Raw genomic sequence first — 15,069 nt, 5'->3', positions numbered from 1 at the left:
TTACAGCCCCAGTTTGACCAGTTTTGGCAGGTTGGTTTTGTCCAGACTTTCGGTGTTGTTGCCGAGGATGGTGTGGGTCTGCTCATCGACCTTCACCTTGCCCAGACCTTCGATGGTCATGCCGTCGGTAATCGGTTGGTTTTTCTGCATCATGCCCGCAAGACGCACGAAGACTTCACCTGCCGTCATCGGGTTCCAGATGTAGCCACCTTTAATGGCACCACGGTTAACCAGCATCTGACCCTGCCCTGGGCTAAAGGCCCCGATCACGCAGACCTGGTCAATTTTGTTACGCGCCATCACCGCGCGACCGGCACCGATTGGCCCTTGTGAACCAAAGGCGATGATACCTTTCAGATCCGGGTATTTAGACATCACTTCGTTGGTGGTACGGATGGAGTCATCCAGTGATTCGCCAACGCCAAACTTGTCGCCAACCATCTGCATTTTCGGGAAATGGGCTTTTTGATACGCCACGGCGGAATCCACCCAGGCGTTGTGCAGCGGCACCGTCAGGCCGCCCATGTAGGCGACATATTTGCCCTCGCCGTGCATGCATTCGGCCAGCGCCTTCATATGGTTTTCGCCGTGGGTTTTGGCATCGACCAACTCAAAGTCCCAGTTGGCGTACTTCTGATCCGGCGATTCATGCACCAGCACGCGGATACCAGCATCACGGGCGCGTTTCAGTACCGGCTCCAGCACTTTCGGGTCATTCGGTACCACGCCGATGATGTCAACTTTCTGCGCAATCAAATCTTCAATCGCCCTGACCTGTAACGCCGGGTCAGCCGAGGTAGGTCCAACCATCCAGGCATCGATCCCCTCCCTGGCCGCTTCGCTCTTGATGCCCGCTTCCATCGCGTTAAACCACGGAATGCCGCCCACTTTGACCACGATCCCCATGCGCAGCTTGTCAGCAGCATGGGCGGTGGTGGCAGCAAACAGCGCCAGCAGGGAACAGGCGATAAATGTTTTTTTCATAGGGTTAAATATCCTGAGAGTTCATTAATTGCATGGTATTCTGGCGTTGTGAACAATCGATAATATTGACGCCGTTCCAGGCCAGTTCCTGTTGTAATTCTTTATCTTTCATACTGTCGGTAATTAAAAAATCCACTTCACGGTAATGGCAGATTCTGGCAAAAGATGGCCGAAGGAATTTCCCCGCATCAATAAGCAGATATTTTCTTTCTGATGCCATCAGCATTTGTTGTTTTAGATGTGCGTTATTTTCGTTCGCCGCACGTAAATATCCGTCATTGCCCAGGCTGCTACAGGAGAAAAATATTTTGTTGATTAAATAATCTTTCAGCGGCTGCTCGGCAACGATGCCATTAAAATCTTCATTGTGATCGGAATACTCTCCTCCCAGGCAGATGGTGCGGATATGGCCTTTGGCGGCCAGTGTCTGCACGATACGTAGCGAGTTAGTCAGCACCGTCAGTTCGATGTCTGGCAATTGTCGGGCCAAAAACCAACAGGTGGTACTGCTATCCAGCAATATACAGTCGCCCGGCGTGATAAAATCGAGCGCTCTTTTAGCAATTAATGTTTTCGCCTGAGTATTCTCATTCATGCGCAGGCGAAATGTAGATTCATACTCGTTCGGTTTATTATTTTTTCCTGCCAGATTCCCCTGGTGTTTCTGCGCCATCACCGCACCGCCGTGACTGCGTTGTAATAATCCTTTTTTTTCTAACTGAGATAAATCCCTGCGAATGGTTTCCTGAGAAACCCGACAAAGTTTAACCAGCTCAACCACCAATACCCGACCATGTAAATTTAATTCCTCCATGATCTGACGGTGACGTTCAATCGGTAACATGGTGACCTCCGATGCCATTAAGTTAGTGGATTCGACCGGTGCAAAATGTGCACCAGGCAAAAGTGTCAGGCAGCGCTTTTACCGCCACCAAAAAAGTGACTTTTATTGAAGAAAAAATGAAACGAGGCGTTATATTCATTTAGCAACGCGACCTTTATCACAAATAACGACGGTTTTAAGAAAAAAACACAATAAATCACAACGCCGAGAAATAGTTTTAATATGAAACTATCATGACCGACTATGACCGTTTATGTGTGGATGACCGTTTTGCGAACAAAAGCATACTTCGGAAATAAATAAACCCGACGAGGAGATTTGCGTTAAGTGGGGAAAAAAGAATGGAATGATGAGAATGATTGTTGCTCAATCTTTTTGACACAACACCGACGGTTGAACCATTAGCGACAATCCTGTGACAACGGCATAAGAACCTACCGCACTGAATGGCGCTAAATCATAGCCCAGGCTATTATCAAAAGTAATGGATTCCTCCAACTGACTGCACAAGGCGACGTCCCAAACTCAGAACAGCAGCAGAAAGGAAAATATGCTGGTCGCCCTGAAGGCAGTTCGCACCATTATCTGTGTCGTTATCTTCCTGATGAGATGATGCGCTAACTAAAACCTCGCCGATTAACGTCGGGGCTTCGTTTTTTTGCTCAGGAACTTTACATAAAATCATGCCGTTGAAAGAAAGATTTATCCTTGTTAAACCTCAGAATGAATTGGTGTCGCAGTACAACAATGTTGTTGAATTTGCCATCAACCATGCCAGCCAGTCCGGACGTAATGTCAGGATTTGCGTGCCAAACAAATCTTCCCCAATCTGTGAAGATTTTCTCAGTCAGGTGTTTGACGGGCAAATTTACCGCGCGATGCGTAATAAAAAACAACTGATCTCATCAGGCGTTAAGATTGGTTTGTTCTCAAGTCAGACGCTCAGGAAAGAACATATCCTACTGGACGCTGTTTATCTGGTGACGTTTCCCAACGCGGAGCTGTTGAATGTCATTGAATCACACGGTCGTAAAGCCACGGTGATTGTGTTCGGTACCCTTGATGGCGACACCGACGTGTTGGATAGCTGGGCACAACGTTATCAACCTAAACCCATGAATCTGGCATAAAAACGGTGTTTACCGGCAGGTATGATGCGATATTCAGCGTGCGATATCGCATCACCCGCGCTGGCTATGCCGTAAGCATCCGGCGTAGAAACTTTCCCGAAAACGTTTTCGGCAATGAACGACGGAAATGGATTTTTCTTGGCAAGGCAAACCGGCCACAACGACTGACCAACCGTTCACGTATCTGCTGTTTCAACATCCCTTCCTGCTGCACGGTTAACCCCTCGGTGACAACAAACAAAGCCACCATTTCGCCCAGTAAATGGTGCGGCGTACGGGTGGCGACGACTTCAATAATACCCGCGATACCAGCCAGAGCATTTTCCACCTCGGCTGTCGCCAGACGTTTACCGCCGATATTGATCACATCATCCATCCGTCCCTGAATGACGATGCTGTCGTTTTGCCGTACCGCACAATCATGCGTGGCGTAAAACCACCGCCCATCACGCCGCAGCCAGTAACGTTGATCATGTTGTGTGTCGTCCTGCCATAGGGTCGACATTCCCCCTGGCCCAAGGGTGTCCTTAATCACCAGCATACCCGCCTGCCCCGGCGTGCAGGACTCACCGCTGGTGGCATCAACAATGTCCACCGCGCGCGTAAATACCGGCGCTAAACCGCTGCCGGTGCCTGCCAGCAACGGCCAGCCAGATTCAGTCTGCCAGTAGTGATTTTCACAGGTAACGCCCATCCCGCGGGTGACCCAGCTGTGGGTCGCAGGGTCCAGCGGTTCCCCCGCAAGATAGAGAGAACGCAGCGATGCCAGACTGGCATGGGGTTTTCCCTGCTGCCGTGCCAGACGAATCGCCCCGGCGATGGTCAGCATACGGGTGATCCCCAGCTCCGCCACCATCTGCCACCAACTTTCTCCAGGGGTATTGACCGTACTGGCCTCGTACATCACCGTGGTGATCCCCGCCAACAACGGCGCGTAAATACCGTAGCTGTGGCCCGTGACCCAACCCACATCCGCAGTAGTAAAGAAGATCTCATCATCCTGAACATGAAACAGATGTCGGAGGCTGGCCAGCAAAGCCACCGCATAGCCGCCGGTATCCCGCACAATCCCCTTTGGTGCCCCGGTGGTGCCGGAGGTAAACAACAGATGTGAGGGCTGAGAAGACTCCAGCCAGACGCAGGGCACGACACAACCGATATGCTGTGCCAGTGCCTGGGTAAAGTCCGGGGAATAGCAATCCACCGCCCGTAAGGTGGCGCTGGCTGTCGGGATCGACGGTAATTCCTGACGGCCACGGTGTTCGCTGCAATGCAGCAGCAGCGCAGGCTGACAAGCAACGACACGTTGCGCCAGCGCATCGCTGGTCACGCCCGAATAGACCACTACATGCACTGCCCCTAATCGGGCACAGGCCAGCATGGCAACGGCAGCCAACGGCGTCATCGGCAGCACAATCATTACCCGGTCACCCTGACGGATCCCCCAGCTGATCATCAGGTGGCTTAACGCATTCACCTGTTGCCATAACTCACGGTAGCTGAGTCGCTGCGTCGCTCCCCGGTAGTCACGCTGGATAATCGCACAGCGATCGCCTTTTTCCGCCAGATGACGGTCCAGCGCGTTATAACTCAGATTGGTACGCCCGCCAGGAAACCAGCGGCAACGTGGCCCACCGTCGATCTCTTCTACCACGGAGGTGAAATCCTGCTGCCAGTCGAGACGCTGCGCCTCCTGTTGCCAGAAAGCCGCGTCATTAACGGTGATCGTGGACATAAACACCCTCCGCATGCGTGGCTTGCAGCGGGTGTGCGGCAATGGCCTCTGCCAGCCAGGCCGCATCTTCCCCTACCCCCTCAAAACGGCCAGAACCCCATGTCCACAACCAGGGCAAGCCAAGGAAATAGAGGCCCGGCTGTACCGAAACACCCCGGCTATGCAGGGGATAGCCGTTATCATTAAATGCAGGCGCCTCGATCCAACTGAAATCGGTGTGAAAACCGACCGCCCAGATAATGGCTGAGATAGCGGTCAGATCAATGCAGGTGGCGGGATTCTCCGGTTGCCACAGCGGTTGATAGCGTGCCTCTTCCGGTGCATCGATACCCTGTTCTGCAATCCAGACATCAATGCTGTCTTTGATTTTTTGCGAGGTCGCATCCGCGCCGTCAAGATTCTGTTGCAGGTCATCAGCGGTCAGTAACACGCCATCGCCATAACCCAGCAGACGGCCATAAAGCTGCATGCCTTGTAACGCAAAGGCGCGCAGGTCGATATCACGTCCACCATCACGTCCGGTGACATAGTGGTTGGTCTTGCGTCGCGCATCTTCGCCGAGTGGATGATCATCCACCGTCAACCGGTAATGGCCCATATCATCCAGCCAGTCCACCACGTCACGCCCGCGATAGAAACGCGCCACACGCGGTGCACTTCCCACACACAAATGGACGCGGCGACCAGCCAGATGCAGATCTTCAGCGATTTGCGCACCAGATTGCGCTGAACCGACCACCAGCACCTCGCCTGCCGGCAGTTGCTGCGCCGATTTATAGTTGGCGGAATGCACCTGCATGATATGTGCGGGCAGCTCTGCGGCAATCGCCGGGAAGCGTGGACGATGGTAGTTACCGACGGCAACCACCACCTGATCCGCGCTAAATTCACCTGCCGAAGTATGCAGCAGGAAGCCGCCATCGGTTCTCACTACCCGCAGTACATTGACCCCTTCACGCAGCGGCGCGTCAAAGCTCCGCGCATAACGTTCGACATAATCGACGATCTCATCGCGCAGCATAAAGCCGTGCGGATCGTCACCGTCATAGGGAAAACCGGGCAGTTTGCATTGCCAGTTCGGCGTCACCAGACAAAAGTTGTCCCAACGCTGCTCTCGCCACGCCCAGGCCAGACGGTGACGTTCCAACACCAGATGACAGATATTTTTTTGTGCCAGGTTCCAGCTCATGGCGAGACCGGCCTGCCCGCCGCCAATAATGACGACAGGATAATGGTTGTTGTTCATGGTTTTCTCGCTGGTTATCAGGCCGGGACGGGAGTGATCTTTTCGACAATGACCTGCTGCTCGGCCCCGAACTGCCGGGCTTTTTGCACGATCACCGCTGACTGATCCTGGGCGCTAGAACAGAAATAGCCGAATTTCGCTTTCACCCGCTCACTGGCCTCGTCGAGGGCGCGGGTGGTGATAGTCACGAATTCTTCCAGAGCATAAGGATGGTTAACCTCCAGGTGCTTCTCAATCGCGGTGGAGGGGGAGTAGCAGGTATCTTTGCTGCCGTCAGGCCAGCAAACGACAAAGTGCATAGCAGGCATGATGTCTTCCTCTGTTAACAGGTCATCCCGGTGAGGGATTGTTGTGTAAGATCCCAGTAGCAGGCGTGCTGCTGCCGGAAATGCAGGTCGAGCTTTCTGTGCGGGGTGAAACGCCCCACCGCTGCACAGGCGATGTCACAGCGGGCAAAGCGCTGTTGTACCGCCTCGCGATGTTCTTCCTCCACCGCCAGCAAAAAACCAAAGCTGGGAAAGGCGCACAGCCACTGCTCCAGCGTGACATCTGGCGGTATCGGGATCTGATCCAAATCCAGTTCAGCGCCCAGACCACAGCTTTCCAGCATCATCACCAGAGTCCCGGTCAGACCCGCCTGGCTGATGTCTTTCGCGGCGTGGATTAACCCGGCTTCCGCCAGCTCGGGCAGCAATGACCAGGCCTGGCGCAGTGCCGCAGGAGACGCCTCGGTGGCGGCATCCCAGTTGTAACCGGGAGGATGCCAGCGTCCCTGAAGATTGATCGCTACCATCAACGTCTGACCCGATTGCACCGCAAAGCTACTGAGCGGGATGCGGGTTTCGCCCAAAATGGCCACCGCCAGTTGCGGCTGATCGCTACGCAAATTGGTATGCCCACCCACGATCGGCACCTGATACGCGCGTGAGGCCGCAGCCATGCCCTGTAAAATCTGTTCCGCATGGGGCAACGCGTCATCCCACAAAGCGTTCACCACCGCCAGGGGACGTCCTCCCATTGCCGCGATGTCGCTCAGATTCACCATCACCCCGCACCAGCCAGCGAACCAGGGATCATCCGCCACAAAACGGTTGATGAAGCCCTCCATCGCCAGCAACTTGTAGCCGTCGCCGTCAGGGATCAGCGCACAGTCGTCACCATTCGGGTTGGGATTCGGCCAGGCTTCCCGCAGTTGTTTTGCCACCTGCTGGATATCTCGCTTGTGTGCGATGCCGCTGAAGGTATGCAGGCGCTCAATCAGCGCCGGTAAACTCAGGTTCATACCGTCGCCCCCGTTAAAAAGGTTGGCATCTCCACAACCCGCCTGCGTGTCGCCGCGCTAATGACCATGCCGCTGAGGGGATCGTGACAGGGCGGGTAGAAGTTGAGGTCGGCCTGCATGCGTGCATGTCGCACGCCGCGCAATTCCAGCCAGTCCAGCGTGTGCCAGTGCATACGGCGAAACAGCGGTTCGTTTTGATACTGTACCTGCGCATAAAATTCCCGACAGCCCAGCGCATGTGCGCTGCACACCGCCAGGCGGATCAACGTCGGGCCAAGCTGTCCCTGGCGACGGTAGTCGCTATCCACCGCCAGACGCGATCCCTGCCAGATGCCGGGAGCTGTCTCATGAATACGCACCGTACCGACCACTGCATCGTGCCACCCGCCAACACTGCCCAACGCCACCAGCAGGCGGGCATGGCGATCGATATCATCAAGATCATGTCCGGCGAACAGCCCCTGCTCCTGGCAAAATACCCGCTGGCGCAACGCATAAGCCTGCTCCCGTTCCCACGGCAGCGTCACCCACTTGATGGTGTAACCCGCGTACTCGTTCATCATTCACTCCTTACGCCATCGCCTGCTCGAAGCTGGAAAGTGACGAGCAGGCACCGCAACGACCGCAACCCGCCTTGATATCACTGGATCGCAAACGGGCCTGACTCAGCATCTGCCCCAACGGTTGCAGAATGGATGACATAAACTGGCTGTCGGGTGCCGGATGGTGTTCCAGGGGCGTGCCGCTGATCGGCACAAACGGCACGACGAATGGATAAACACCAAGCGCGATCAGGGTTTCCGACAGCGACAGAATCGCCTGGGGGGTATCGCCCAGTCCCGCGAGGATATAGGTACTGACCTGACCGCGACCAAACACCGCCACCGCCTCGGCAAACGCCTCAAGATATTGATCAACGCTGACCTGCGCCTTGCCCGGCATAATGCGGGCGCGCACTGCCGGGGTTACCGCCTCCAGATGCATGCCGAGCGCATCAATCCCGGCATCTTTCATGCGCTGAAACCACTTCGCATCGCCAGGGGGTTCACACTGCCCCTGCAAAGGCAAATCCACGGCGGCTTTAATCGCCAGCGCACTTTCCACCAGAATGCGTGCACCGCGATCGCTACCGGATGGCGTGCCGGTGGTCATCACCATATGCTTGACGCCATCCAGCTCAACCGCCGCTTTCGCCACCTCGGCCAGTTGTTCCGGTGTTTTACGCGCAATGGTGCTGCCCGCCGCCAGCGATTGGCCGATGGCGCAGAACTGGCAAGCCTTCGCGCGATTTTCATAGCGGATGCAGGTTTGCAACACGGTAGTCGCCAGCACATCGGTGCCGTGTAACGTGGCGATCTGTGAATAGGGAATACCCTCCGCTGTCTGCCGTTCATAAAACCTGGGCTTATGGGCGATGCTGATTTCCCGCACCGGAATGGTGTTGTTGTAGAGCCGGGTGGCCCCGGACGTCTCATGCTTCACCTGCCACGGCGACTGACGGGCGGAATGGGTGTAGATCGGCACCATCACCGTCACGCCATCAATGTTCATCGCCTGGTGGTCAGACGGCCCGGCACCACCATGACGACTGACATGCTCCTGCTGCGGGTTGATGACGTTGACCCCCTGGGTCAGTAACTCAGTGATCAGCTGCTGGCGAGTAGACGGAACGTTCTGCATCGCGCTCTCCTCCGGTTTCGGATTCATCATCACGCGCCACCACGTAGCGGGCAGGGGTCGCGTCCAGACGCAGGCTCAATAATTCCGGGCGCGCGTAATGCCCGACGGAATCCATCATGCGTTTGCGTTTGGTGATTAACGCCATATCCAGGTCGGCAATCAGAATGCCTTCACCTTCCGTCAGCGGTGGCACCAGATGACGCCCTTCCGGGGAAATGATGGCGGTATTGCAACCACCCCGTAGCCCCTTCTGCATCGCCGGATCAGCGGTGAGTTCATTGATTTGTTCCTCAGTCAGCCAGCCGGTGGCATTGATCACAAAACAGCCGGACTCCAGCGCGTGATGACGGATGGTGACGTCCATCTGCTCGGCAAAAATCGGCCCCACCAGTGAACCGGGGAACTGGCTGCAATGGATCTCTTCGTGCTGCGTCATCAGGCTGTAGCGAGCTAGCGGATTGTAATGCTCCCAGCAGGCCAGCGCCCCCACGCGCCCAACGGCGGTGTCGACAACTTTCAGCCCGGCACCATCACCCTGCCCCCAGATCATCCGTTCATGGTAGGTCGGAGTAATTTTGCGGCGCTTAAGTACCAGCTCGCCGCTGGCATCAAACACCAGTTGGGTGTTGTAAAGCGTGCCGTGATCGCGCTCATTGACGCCCAACACCACCACCATTTTGCGCAGACGGGCGCGCTCCCCCACCGCGTGGGTAATCGGACCGGGGACCACCACCGCCTGGTCGTAAAGTTTCAGATGGGCGGCACCGGCAGTCATTGCGGGTGTGATGAACGAGAAGTAAGGGTAATAAGGCACAAAAGTCTCAGGGAAAACGATGATCTCTGCGCCCTGCTCTGCCGCTTTATCGATTGCCTCCAGTACCCGGGCCAGCGTTTTGCTGGCCTCATGGAGATCTGGCGCAATCTGGGCTGCGGCGGCACGGATAATGCGTGATCCAGCCATAGCGCGCCTCCGCTTACATAGTCCAGGTGTCGATAATCACCGCGTTGTCACGAACATGCAGCAGCTTCAGATCCAGCACATCAAGCGGATTGATCGGACGCACGCCTTCCAGCAGCGACGGTTCACCATGACCGTAGAGCGCCTGAAGCGCGAAGCGGCAGGCGTAAACCTTGCCACCTTCCGACATAAATTTATTCAGCTGGTTGGCGTAGTTTTGGTGCCCGGGAAAGGCTTCCGCGCCGAGGGTAGGAAAGCCGCGCTGTACGCCGAGCAGCACACCCGGTCCATACAGCAGAATGGAGGTTTCGAAGCCTTTGCGTTGCAGACGGGTTGCCTGCAACATATTGACGAAGCCAATGGAACCTTCAAACGCGACTGTATGAAAGGTCACCAACGCTTTCTGGCCCGGTTCCGCTTTTACGTCCTCAAAAACCTTCTCTTCGTAGTCAACAAAGAAATCACCGGTCTGGTGGGCAGGCATCGTAACTTTTGGCATAGCACTTTTCTCCCAGTCTTTATCAGGGGGGAGCCACGCTCCCCGTTATGGCACATCCGCAGGTGATGTAGGGAGAATGGAGCAAGGGTCGTGCCAGCCGCCAAATGCAGGGATGCAATCAAGATCCCATCAACTGCTCAACTTGTGAGCTAAAAAATTTTTAAACCCTGTCAATCGCACGGGATTAGCGCAGGGGCACAACAGCGTTACGCGGAATTTTGCACCAGATTGATGCCAATTCGCACCAAAAATGCACACAATAAAAATCATCATGCAATCATTGATGCAATCAATGATAAAGGTGATTGCAGAATAACCTCCACCAGGCAATAGTGATGCTCTCTTCTCCATCTGTCGGAATCGAATCCATGCTTACCAAACTCGTCAGCCGCTGGCATCACCACCAAAGTCAGAACACCGCACGTCCGGCTTATCTGTTGATTGCTGACATCATTGCTGATGGCATCAACAGCGGCGAGTTTCAACCACGCGACCGCCTGCCGCCGCTGCGCGAACTGGCGATCCAGCTCTCCCTGAATTACACCACCGTCACGCGTGGCTATGCCGAGGCCACCCGGCGCGGCTTGATCGACTCGCGCCGGGGGCTCGGCAGCTATATTCGCGGTAAGGTGCCTGCGGTACCGTTGAGTGGCGGCAGCAGCTATGAAATGACCATGAATTCACCGATTGAGCCGGGAGAAGAGCTGGCGCAGGCCATCAGTCAGGGAGCAATCAATCTCTTTAGCCAAAAAAATATTCTTGGCTTGTTGCGTTATCAGGACTTCGGCGGCCAGGCGGATGATAAAGCGATGGCGAAAGTCTGGCTGGAGAAGCAACTACCCTCGGTGAATATGGATGAAATCCTGATAGCACCGGGTATTCACAGCGCGCTGGTGGGATTATTGACGCTGCTGTGCCGCAAGGGAGGCAGCGTGTGCGTGAGTGATTTGATTTATCCCGGCCTGAAAGCCATCGCCAGCCAACTGAATATTACGTTGCAATCCCTGCCCTGTGATGAAGATGGCCCGCTGCCGCGGGTGTTTGAATACCAGTGCCAGACCGGTAACATCAGCGCCCTGTATATCAATCCCACGATCCAGAATCCCACCACCCTGACCCTGCCGTTAAGGCGACGCGAAGCGCTGGCTGATGTGGCAGCACGCTACAGCATTCCGGTGATTGAAGATGAAGCCTATGCGGCGCTGGCGACCCAACATATTGCGTCGTTCAGTGAACTTATCCCTGAACTCACCTGGTACATTACCGGCATGTCAAAATGCTTTGGTCCGGGGCTGCGCACCGCCTTTATTAAAGGTCCGGGCAAACACCAGACGCAGCTGCTGGCGGGGGCATTACGCGCCCTGAATGTGATGGCCAGTCCGATCACCAACGCACTGGCTTCGCAGTGGATCAACGACGGCACCGCTGACCGGGTGCTGCAATCGGTACGCGCGGAATCGGTGATTCGCCAGAAAATGGCATCGGAGATCCTGAAGGAGTTTACTTTCCGCGCCACGCCGCAGGGTTTCCACCTTTGGTTACTGTTGCCACGTCATTTTGACTGGAATCCGGCCGAAATGGCGGTACGGTTGCGTGAACTGGGGGTCAGCGCAGTTTCAAGCGCGGCTTTCTGTACCGATAATAATCCCCCGGACGCGTTGCGTATCTGCCTCGGGGGTTCCTGGTCACGCGAGATGTGCGCAGAGAACCTGCAAACTATTGCTCATGTCATGCGTAATCCGCTGCATTTTGGCAGCGTGATCCTGTGAAGATCTGATCTTCAGGTCATGGGCCACATATCCGACCAGGGCATACACAAGCGCAACTGGTCGGCCGAAAAACGTCGCTTATAAAACCGGCCATTGTCTGTCCAGCCGCAGGTGATGCTATCGCCCTCAGTTTGCAGGACCACCATCACTTTTCTTCTTCTCTGGCGACGAACCAGCGCCCCGGGCATCAGCATGCTCACCTCTGCCCTGCACCGGCCAGTACGGACTGGATAATGAATTCATTACTTTTTCTCAGCACGCTTATCTCCGGTTTGATTTTGCCGTAGACGCGCATGCCCTCCAGCAGCATAAAAATGCATTCCGCCATCACTTCTGCCGGTTCGTCAGAACGGAATACCCCCGTTTCCTGACCTTTGCGCAGGATGCTGTTCAGGCGCGCCACTATCCCGCGAAATTTGTATTCAACCCGGCTTCTGACTTCATCATCACCCGGCAGCAACTCGCAGGCCGCAGCGATGGTGAAACACCCCTTCTCGCCTTGTGGCCCGGAAGAAAACAGCGCGACAAATTCCAGCGTTTCCCGCAATGCGGTTTCTGGTGCCAGTTCCTCGTCACGTTGTTGACCGCGAACCAGTCCGGCATCCATGTATTGCTGGAGAGCAGCGAGAAAGATTGAACGCTTATCGGGATAGAGTTTGTAAATGCTGGCGCTCGCTAACCCGGATGCCTGCATTAAATCGGCCATTGATGTCGATCGGTAACCTTTTTGCCAGAAGCATTCGAGCGCTGAATTGAGGAAAACCTGCGGATCAAATTCTCTGGGTCTACCTGGGCCTGATTTCATGATTGCATCATTCTGGGTGGATGTTGCGACAATTGTAGATCGATCAATCTACAATTGAAAACAAAAAATCAGCAGATTGAAAAATCCGTAGCGTCGCGATTCATCGCGCAGGTTTAAACAGTGCGATAAATCGCGACGCTACGGGAAATGTGCTCGTTAAGATTTTTTATCCGCGACCATTTTTTCCGCCACCGCCCGGATCGCCGCATCAAGCTCGGCCTGAAATTCCGCAGAAATACGCGAGAATTCATACGTCACCAGACGTTTTTCCGTATCGACCTTTTTACGGGCAAACTGTTTCTTGTCTTTAAACACCACCAGATTTTCCGCCGCCGCTTTTTTGGTCGCTTTGGGGGTTTTCAGACGGCTGCTTTCGGCCCGGAAATAGCCAATGATTTTCGCTTTGGTGACCGGATCATCAAATTCCGTTTCGCCCTGTTTCTCAATACGCTCGCGCACCCCAGCCACAATGTCGCTGATAGCCAGCTTTTTGCTTTTGGCCTTTTCCGCCACATCGAGCAAAAACTGGTAATCGGCAATCGCGAGATCGCTGCCTGACGGGAAAACGGCGATCATCTCTTCCGGGACGGATGCCGCCTGGAATGCACGGGTGATTTTTGCCGCAGAAATCCCTTCTGATTTCGCAATCTCTGCCTGGCTCATATCACCGGGATACATCAGTTCAAGACGTTTACCCAGTTCACGCAGGGTATGTTCTTTAGCGGTCTGAATGTCCACGGCCAGCTGGCGCGCATCAGCCAAATCCAGCTCATCTTTGGTCACCAGAACCTCGAATGGCGTCCCGTTGTACAGACAGGCAGCACGGCGACGCGATCCGTCGAGAATTTCGATACGATCATCGACTTCCCTGCCAATCGCCGGGAAGAACTGTTGCAACGTAATGGTACGGGAAATATCCGCTACGGATTCAGGTGTCAGCAACGACTGATCACGTCCATTAACGGAAGAATCGATATAGGTCTGCGCTTCAATGTCGTCGTGCAGTACTTTCGTGAGGACAAAACGGGCTTCTTTTCCAGACTTGAGAACGAATACTCGGGCACCTTCGCTTTCACTCAGCATTTTAGAGAAATTAGAGTTCCCTAATGTGCGGCCCATTTTCTTCATGACTTTGGTCATTTGATACCCCTCACAAATTCGATCCTTTTGAAAACCGCCTGGGTAAATCGCTCCGCCTCGCGCTTAGCATTTTTCAGCGCTTCGGCACTACCAGGATAAGATTGTGGGTCAGCACTTACTATCGTGTCGAAGGTTTCCCCACAACGCTCGAATCCGTCAAGACGCGGCAAAGTGGCGTCCAGTATGTAGGATGTAAATACGTCGCGGGCCAGACCATGTGTCATCTCATGATCACGTTTGGTGGTCATTTTTGACATGAATCCGATATTGCCCTTAATGCGCGGGTTAATCCCCTCCTCTTCCAGTTGCTCCAGCATTTCTGGCAGACGAGTCAGGTATTTCAGTGTCGAGTGAAAATCGACCTGGGCCGGTGGTGTCGGGGTGAGCAGCAAATCACTTGCCGCAATCGCGTTGAGCATAAAGGCATCCAGATGCGGCCCGGTATCCACAAAGATGAAATCGTAATCGTTCCCGACACGGTCGATAATATTGCGACGCAGCACCTCAGAGGGCAACAGGCCAGGCAAATGTTCGTGCACTAACTCATTCCACTGGCTGGCGACAAAGCCATCATCGATGGAGGCTGGGATGATATCCACACCAGGAATGATGGTTGGCTGGATGATGTCCTTGTGCAGTTGTTCGGCATCGAGGTCATTCAGCATAGCCTGTGCCGCTGTTTCCATGATGGAACCGATACTGTTGGTATGGTTCAGGAACATGGTGCTGGAAGCCTGCGGGTCGAGATCGATGACAAGGTTACGCAGATCATACTGCAACAGATCCGGATGCACGCGAAGCCCGTGCGCAAGCGTTACGGTGCTGACGGTTTTAGATACCCCACCCTTCAGGTTCACCACAAAGATAACGAACGGGCCTTTGCCGGCGTGAATATCGCGATACTTAGGCACCTTACGATGGGCATAAATATCCACCACATCCTGCACGGTCAGCGCGTAATGTCGGGCATTACCGGCATCTTTCTTACCAAACTCAT

Annotated in this window: 16 protein-coding genes; 2 read left to right on the top strand and 14 right to left on the bottom strand. The window is 54.7% G+C overall.

Going from position 1 to position 15,069, the window contains the following annotated elements; genetic code table 11:
* Together AC6I8T_RS26520 and AC6I8T_RS26515 are read right to left on the bottom strand one after the other, a co-directional pair.
* The gene (locus AC6I8T_RS26520; protein ID WP_021186285.1) at positions 1 to 984 is read right to left on the bottom strand and encodes a substrate-binding domain-containing protein; all 984 of its coding nucleotides are present in this window, start codon (positions 982 to 984) and stop codon (positions 1 to 3) included.
* A gap of 4 nt (positions 985 to 988) precedes the next feature.
* Positions 989 to 1,828 (bottom strand): DeoR/GlpR family DNA-binding transcription regulator, encoded by an 840-nt coding sequence (locus tag AC6I8T_RS26515; protein ID WP_021186286.1) that lies wholly within the window; start codon positions 1,826 to 1,828, stop codon positions 989 to 991.
* A gap of 731 nt (positions 1,829 to 2,559) precedes the next feature.
* Between AC6I8T_RS26515 and AC6I8T_RS26510 the strand changes: the two genes are divergently transcribed.
* A complete protein-coding gene (locus tag AC6I8T_RS26510; RefSeq protein WP_244634116.1) occupies positions 2,560 to 2,958 on the top strand; it encodes a hypothetical protein in 399 nt (132 codons plus the stop codon).
* A 64-nt stretch (positions 2,959 to 3,022) separates the two neighbouring features.
* Here AC6I8T_RS26510 and AC6I8T_RS26505 read toward each other — a convergent pair whose 3' ends face one another.
* From AC6I8T_RS26505 to AC6I8T_RS26470, 8 genes are read right to left on the bottom strand one after another with little or no spacing between them, the layout of a single operon-like run.
* On the bottom strand, positions 3,023 to 4,693 hold the full coding sequence (locus AC6I8T_RS26505) for an AMP-binding protein (RefSeq protein ID WP_497834860.1): 1,671 nt from the start codon (positions 4,691 to 4,693) through the stop codon (positions 3,023 to 3,025).
* Complete coding sequence (locus AC6I8T_RS26500; RefSeq protein WP_497834859.1) at positions 4,674 to 5,939, bottom strand: MSMEG_0569 family flavin-dependent oxidoreductase; 1,266 nt, start codon at positions 5,937 to 5,939, stop codon at positions 4,674 to 4,676. Before AC6I8T_RS26500 ends, AC6I8T_RS26505 begins: the two co-directional genes overlap by 20 nt.
* 17 nt (positions 5,940 to 5,956) lie before the next feature.
* A complete protein-coding gene (locus tag AC6I8T_RS26495) occupies positions 5,957 to 6,247 on the bottom strand; it encodes an MSMEG_0570 family nitrogen starvation response protein (protein ID WP_021186292.1) in 291 nt (96 codons plus the stop codon).
* Between the two features lie 14 nt (positions 6,248 to 6,261).
* Entirely contained in the window at positions 6,262 to 7,221 is a 960-nt protein-coding gene (locus AC6I8T_RS26490) for a sll0787 family AIR synthase-like protein (RefSeq protein WP_208727271.1), read from the bottom strand.
* Positions 7,218 to 7,781 carry an MSMEG_0567/Sll0786 family nitrogen starvation N-acetyltransferase gene (locus tag AC6I8T_RS26485; protein WP_497834934.1) on the bottom strand — a complete coding sequence of 188 codons (564 nt, stop codon included), beginning with the start codon at positions 7,779 to 7,781 and terminating at the stop codon, positions 7,218 to 7,220. The genes AC6I8T_RS26490 and AC6I8T_RS26485 overlap by 4 nt, the downstream gene beginning before the upstream one ends.
* A 10-nt stretch (positions 7,782 to 7,791) precedes the next feature.
* On the bottom strand, positions 7,792 to 8,901 hold the full coding sequence (locus AC6I8T_RS26480) for an MSMEG_0568 family radical SAM protein (protein WP_021186295.1): 1,110 nt from the start codon (positions 8,899 to 8,901) through the stop codon (positions 7,792 to 7,794).
* Entirely contained in the window at positions 8,861 to 9,862 is a 1,002-nt protein-coding gene (locus tag AC6I8T_RS26475; RefSeq protein ID WP_208727272.1) for a Nit6803 family nitrilase, read from the bottom strand. The genes AC6I8T_RS26480 and AC6I8T_RS26475 overlap by 41 nt, the downstream gene beginning before the upstream one ends.
* A gap of 13 nt (positions 9,863 to 9,875) precedes the next feature.
* Entirely contained in the window at positions 9,876 to 10,358 is a 483-nt protein-coding gene (locus tag AC6I8T_RS26470; RefSeq protein WP_021186297.1) for an MSMEG_0572/Sll0783 family nitrogen starvation response protein, read from the bottom strand.
* 368 nt (positions 10,359 to 10,726) lie between these two features.
* Between AC6I8T_RS26470 and AC6I8T_RS26465 the strand changes: the two genes are divergently transcribed.
* Positions 10,727 to 12,127: an aminotransferase-like domain-containing protein gene (locus tag AC6I8T_RS26465; protein ID WP_208727273.1), complete on the top strand. Its 1,401-nt coding sequence runs from the start codon at positions 10,727 to 10,729 to the stop codon at positions 12,125 to 12,127.
* An 11-nt stretch (positions 12,128 to 12,138) separates the two neighbouring features.
* Here AC6I8T_RS26465 and AC6I8T_RS26460 read toward each other — a convergent pair whose 3' ends face one another.
* The 4 genes from AC6I8T_RS26460 to AC6I8T_RS26445 form a co-directional block, all read right to left on the bottom strand.
* Complete coding sequence (locus tag AC6I8T_RS26460; protein ID WP_303464744.1) at positions 12,139 to 12,321, bottom strand: hypothetical protein; 183 nt, start codon at positions 12,319 to 12,321, stop codon at positions 12,139 to 12,141.
* A gap of 2 nt (positions 12,322 to 12,323) precedes the next feature.
* Entirely contained in the window at positions 12,324 to 12,932 is a 609-nt protein-coding gene (locus tag AC6I8T_RS26455) for a TetR/AcrR family transcriptional regulator (RefSeq protein WP_208727274.1), read from the bottom strand.
* Positions 12,933 to 13,088: 156 nt separating this feature from the next.
* A complete protein-coding gene (locus AC6I8T_RS26450; RefSeq protein ID WP_208727275.1) occupies positions 13,089 to 14,072 on the bottom strand; it encodes a ParB family protein in 984 nt (327 codons plus the stop codon).
* A partial coding sequence (locus AC6I8T_RS26445; protein WP_497834858.1) for an AAA family ATPase occupies positions 14,069 to 15,069 on the bottom strand: 1,001 nt, incomplete at its 5' end. The genes AC6I8T_RS26445 and AC6I8T_RS26450, both read right to left, overlap by 4 nt.

This window comes from Pantoea sp. X-Soil-OKNW-556 (genome assembly GCF_059730695.1).
This window is presented reverse-complemented; position numbering and strand designations above follow the sequence as displayed.

Bases quoted from the DNA above. Each gene is read 5' to 3' on its own strand.
- AC6I8T_RS26520 (WP_021186285.1), bottom strand. From the start codon at position 984: ATGAAAAAAACATTTATCGCCTGTTCCCTGCTGGCGCTGTTTGCTGCC.
- AC6I8T_RS26515 (WP_021186286.1), bottom strand. From the start codon at position 1,828: ATGTTACCGATTGAACGTCACCGTCAGATCATGGAGGAATTAAATTTA.
- AC6I8T_RS26505 (WP_497834860.1), bottom strand. From the start codon at position 4,693: ATGTCCACGATCACCGTTAATGACGCGGCTTTCTGGCAACAGGAGGCG.
- AC6I8T_RS26500 (WP_497834859.1), bottom strand. From the start codon at position 5,939: ATGAACAACAACCATTATCCTGTCGTCATTATTGGCGGCGGGCAGGCC.
- AC6I8T_RS26495 (WP_021186292.1), bottom strand. From the start codon at position 6,247: ATGCCTGCTATGCACTTTGTCGTTTGCTGGCCTGACGGCAGCAAAGAT.
- AC6I8T_RS26490 (WP_208727271.1), bottom strand. From the start codon at position 7,221: ATGAACCTGAGTTTACCGGCGCTGATTGAGCGCCTGCATACCTTCAGC.
- AC6I8T_RS26485 (WP_497834934.1), bottom strand. From the start codon at position 7,781: ATGAACGAGTACGCGGGTTACACCATCAAGTGGGTGACGCTGCCGTGG.
- AC6I8T_RS26480 (WP_021186295.1), bottom strand. From the start codon at position 8,901: ATGCAGAACGTTCCGTCTACTCGCCAGCAGCTGATCACTGAGTTACTG.
- AC6I8T_RS26475 (WP_208727272.1), bottom strand. From the start codon at position 9,862: ATGGCTGGATCACGCATTATCCGTGCCGCCGCAGCCCAGATTGCGCCA.
- AC6I8T_RS26470 (WP_021186297.1), bottom strand. From the start codon at position 10,358: ATGCCAAAAGTTACGATGCCTGCCCACCAGACCGGTGATTTCTTTGTT.
- AC6I8T_RS26465 (WP_208727273.1), top strand. From the start codon at position 10,727: ATGCTTACCAAACTCGTCAGCCGCTGGCATCACCACCAAAGTCAGAAC.
- AC6I8T_RS26460 (WP_303464744.1), bottom strand. From the start codon at position 12,321: ATGCTGATGCCCGGGGCGCTGGTTCGTCGCCAGAGAAGAAGAAAAGTG.
- AC6I8T_RS26455 (WP_208727274.1), bottom strand. From the start codon at position 12,932: ATGAAATCAGGCCCAGGTAGACCCAGAGAATTTGATCCGCAGGTTTTC.
- AC6I8T_RS26450 (WP_208727275.1), bottom strand. From the start codon at position 14,072: ATGACCAAAGTCATGAAGAAAATGGGCCGCACATTAGGGAACTCTAAT.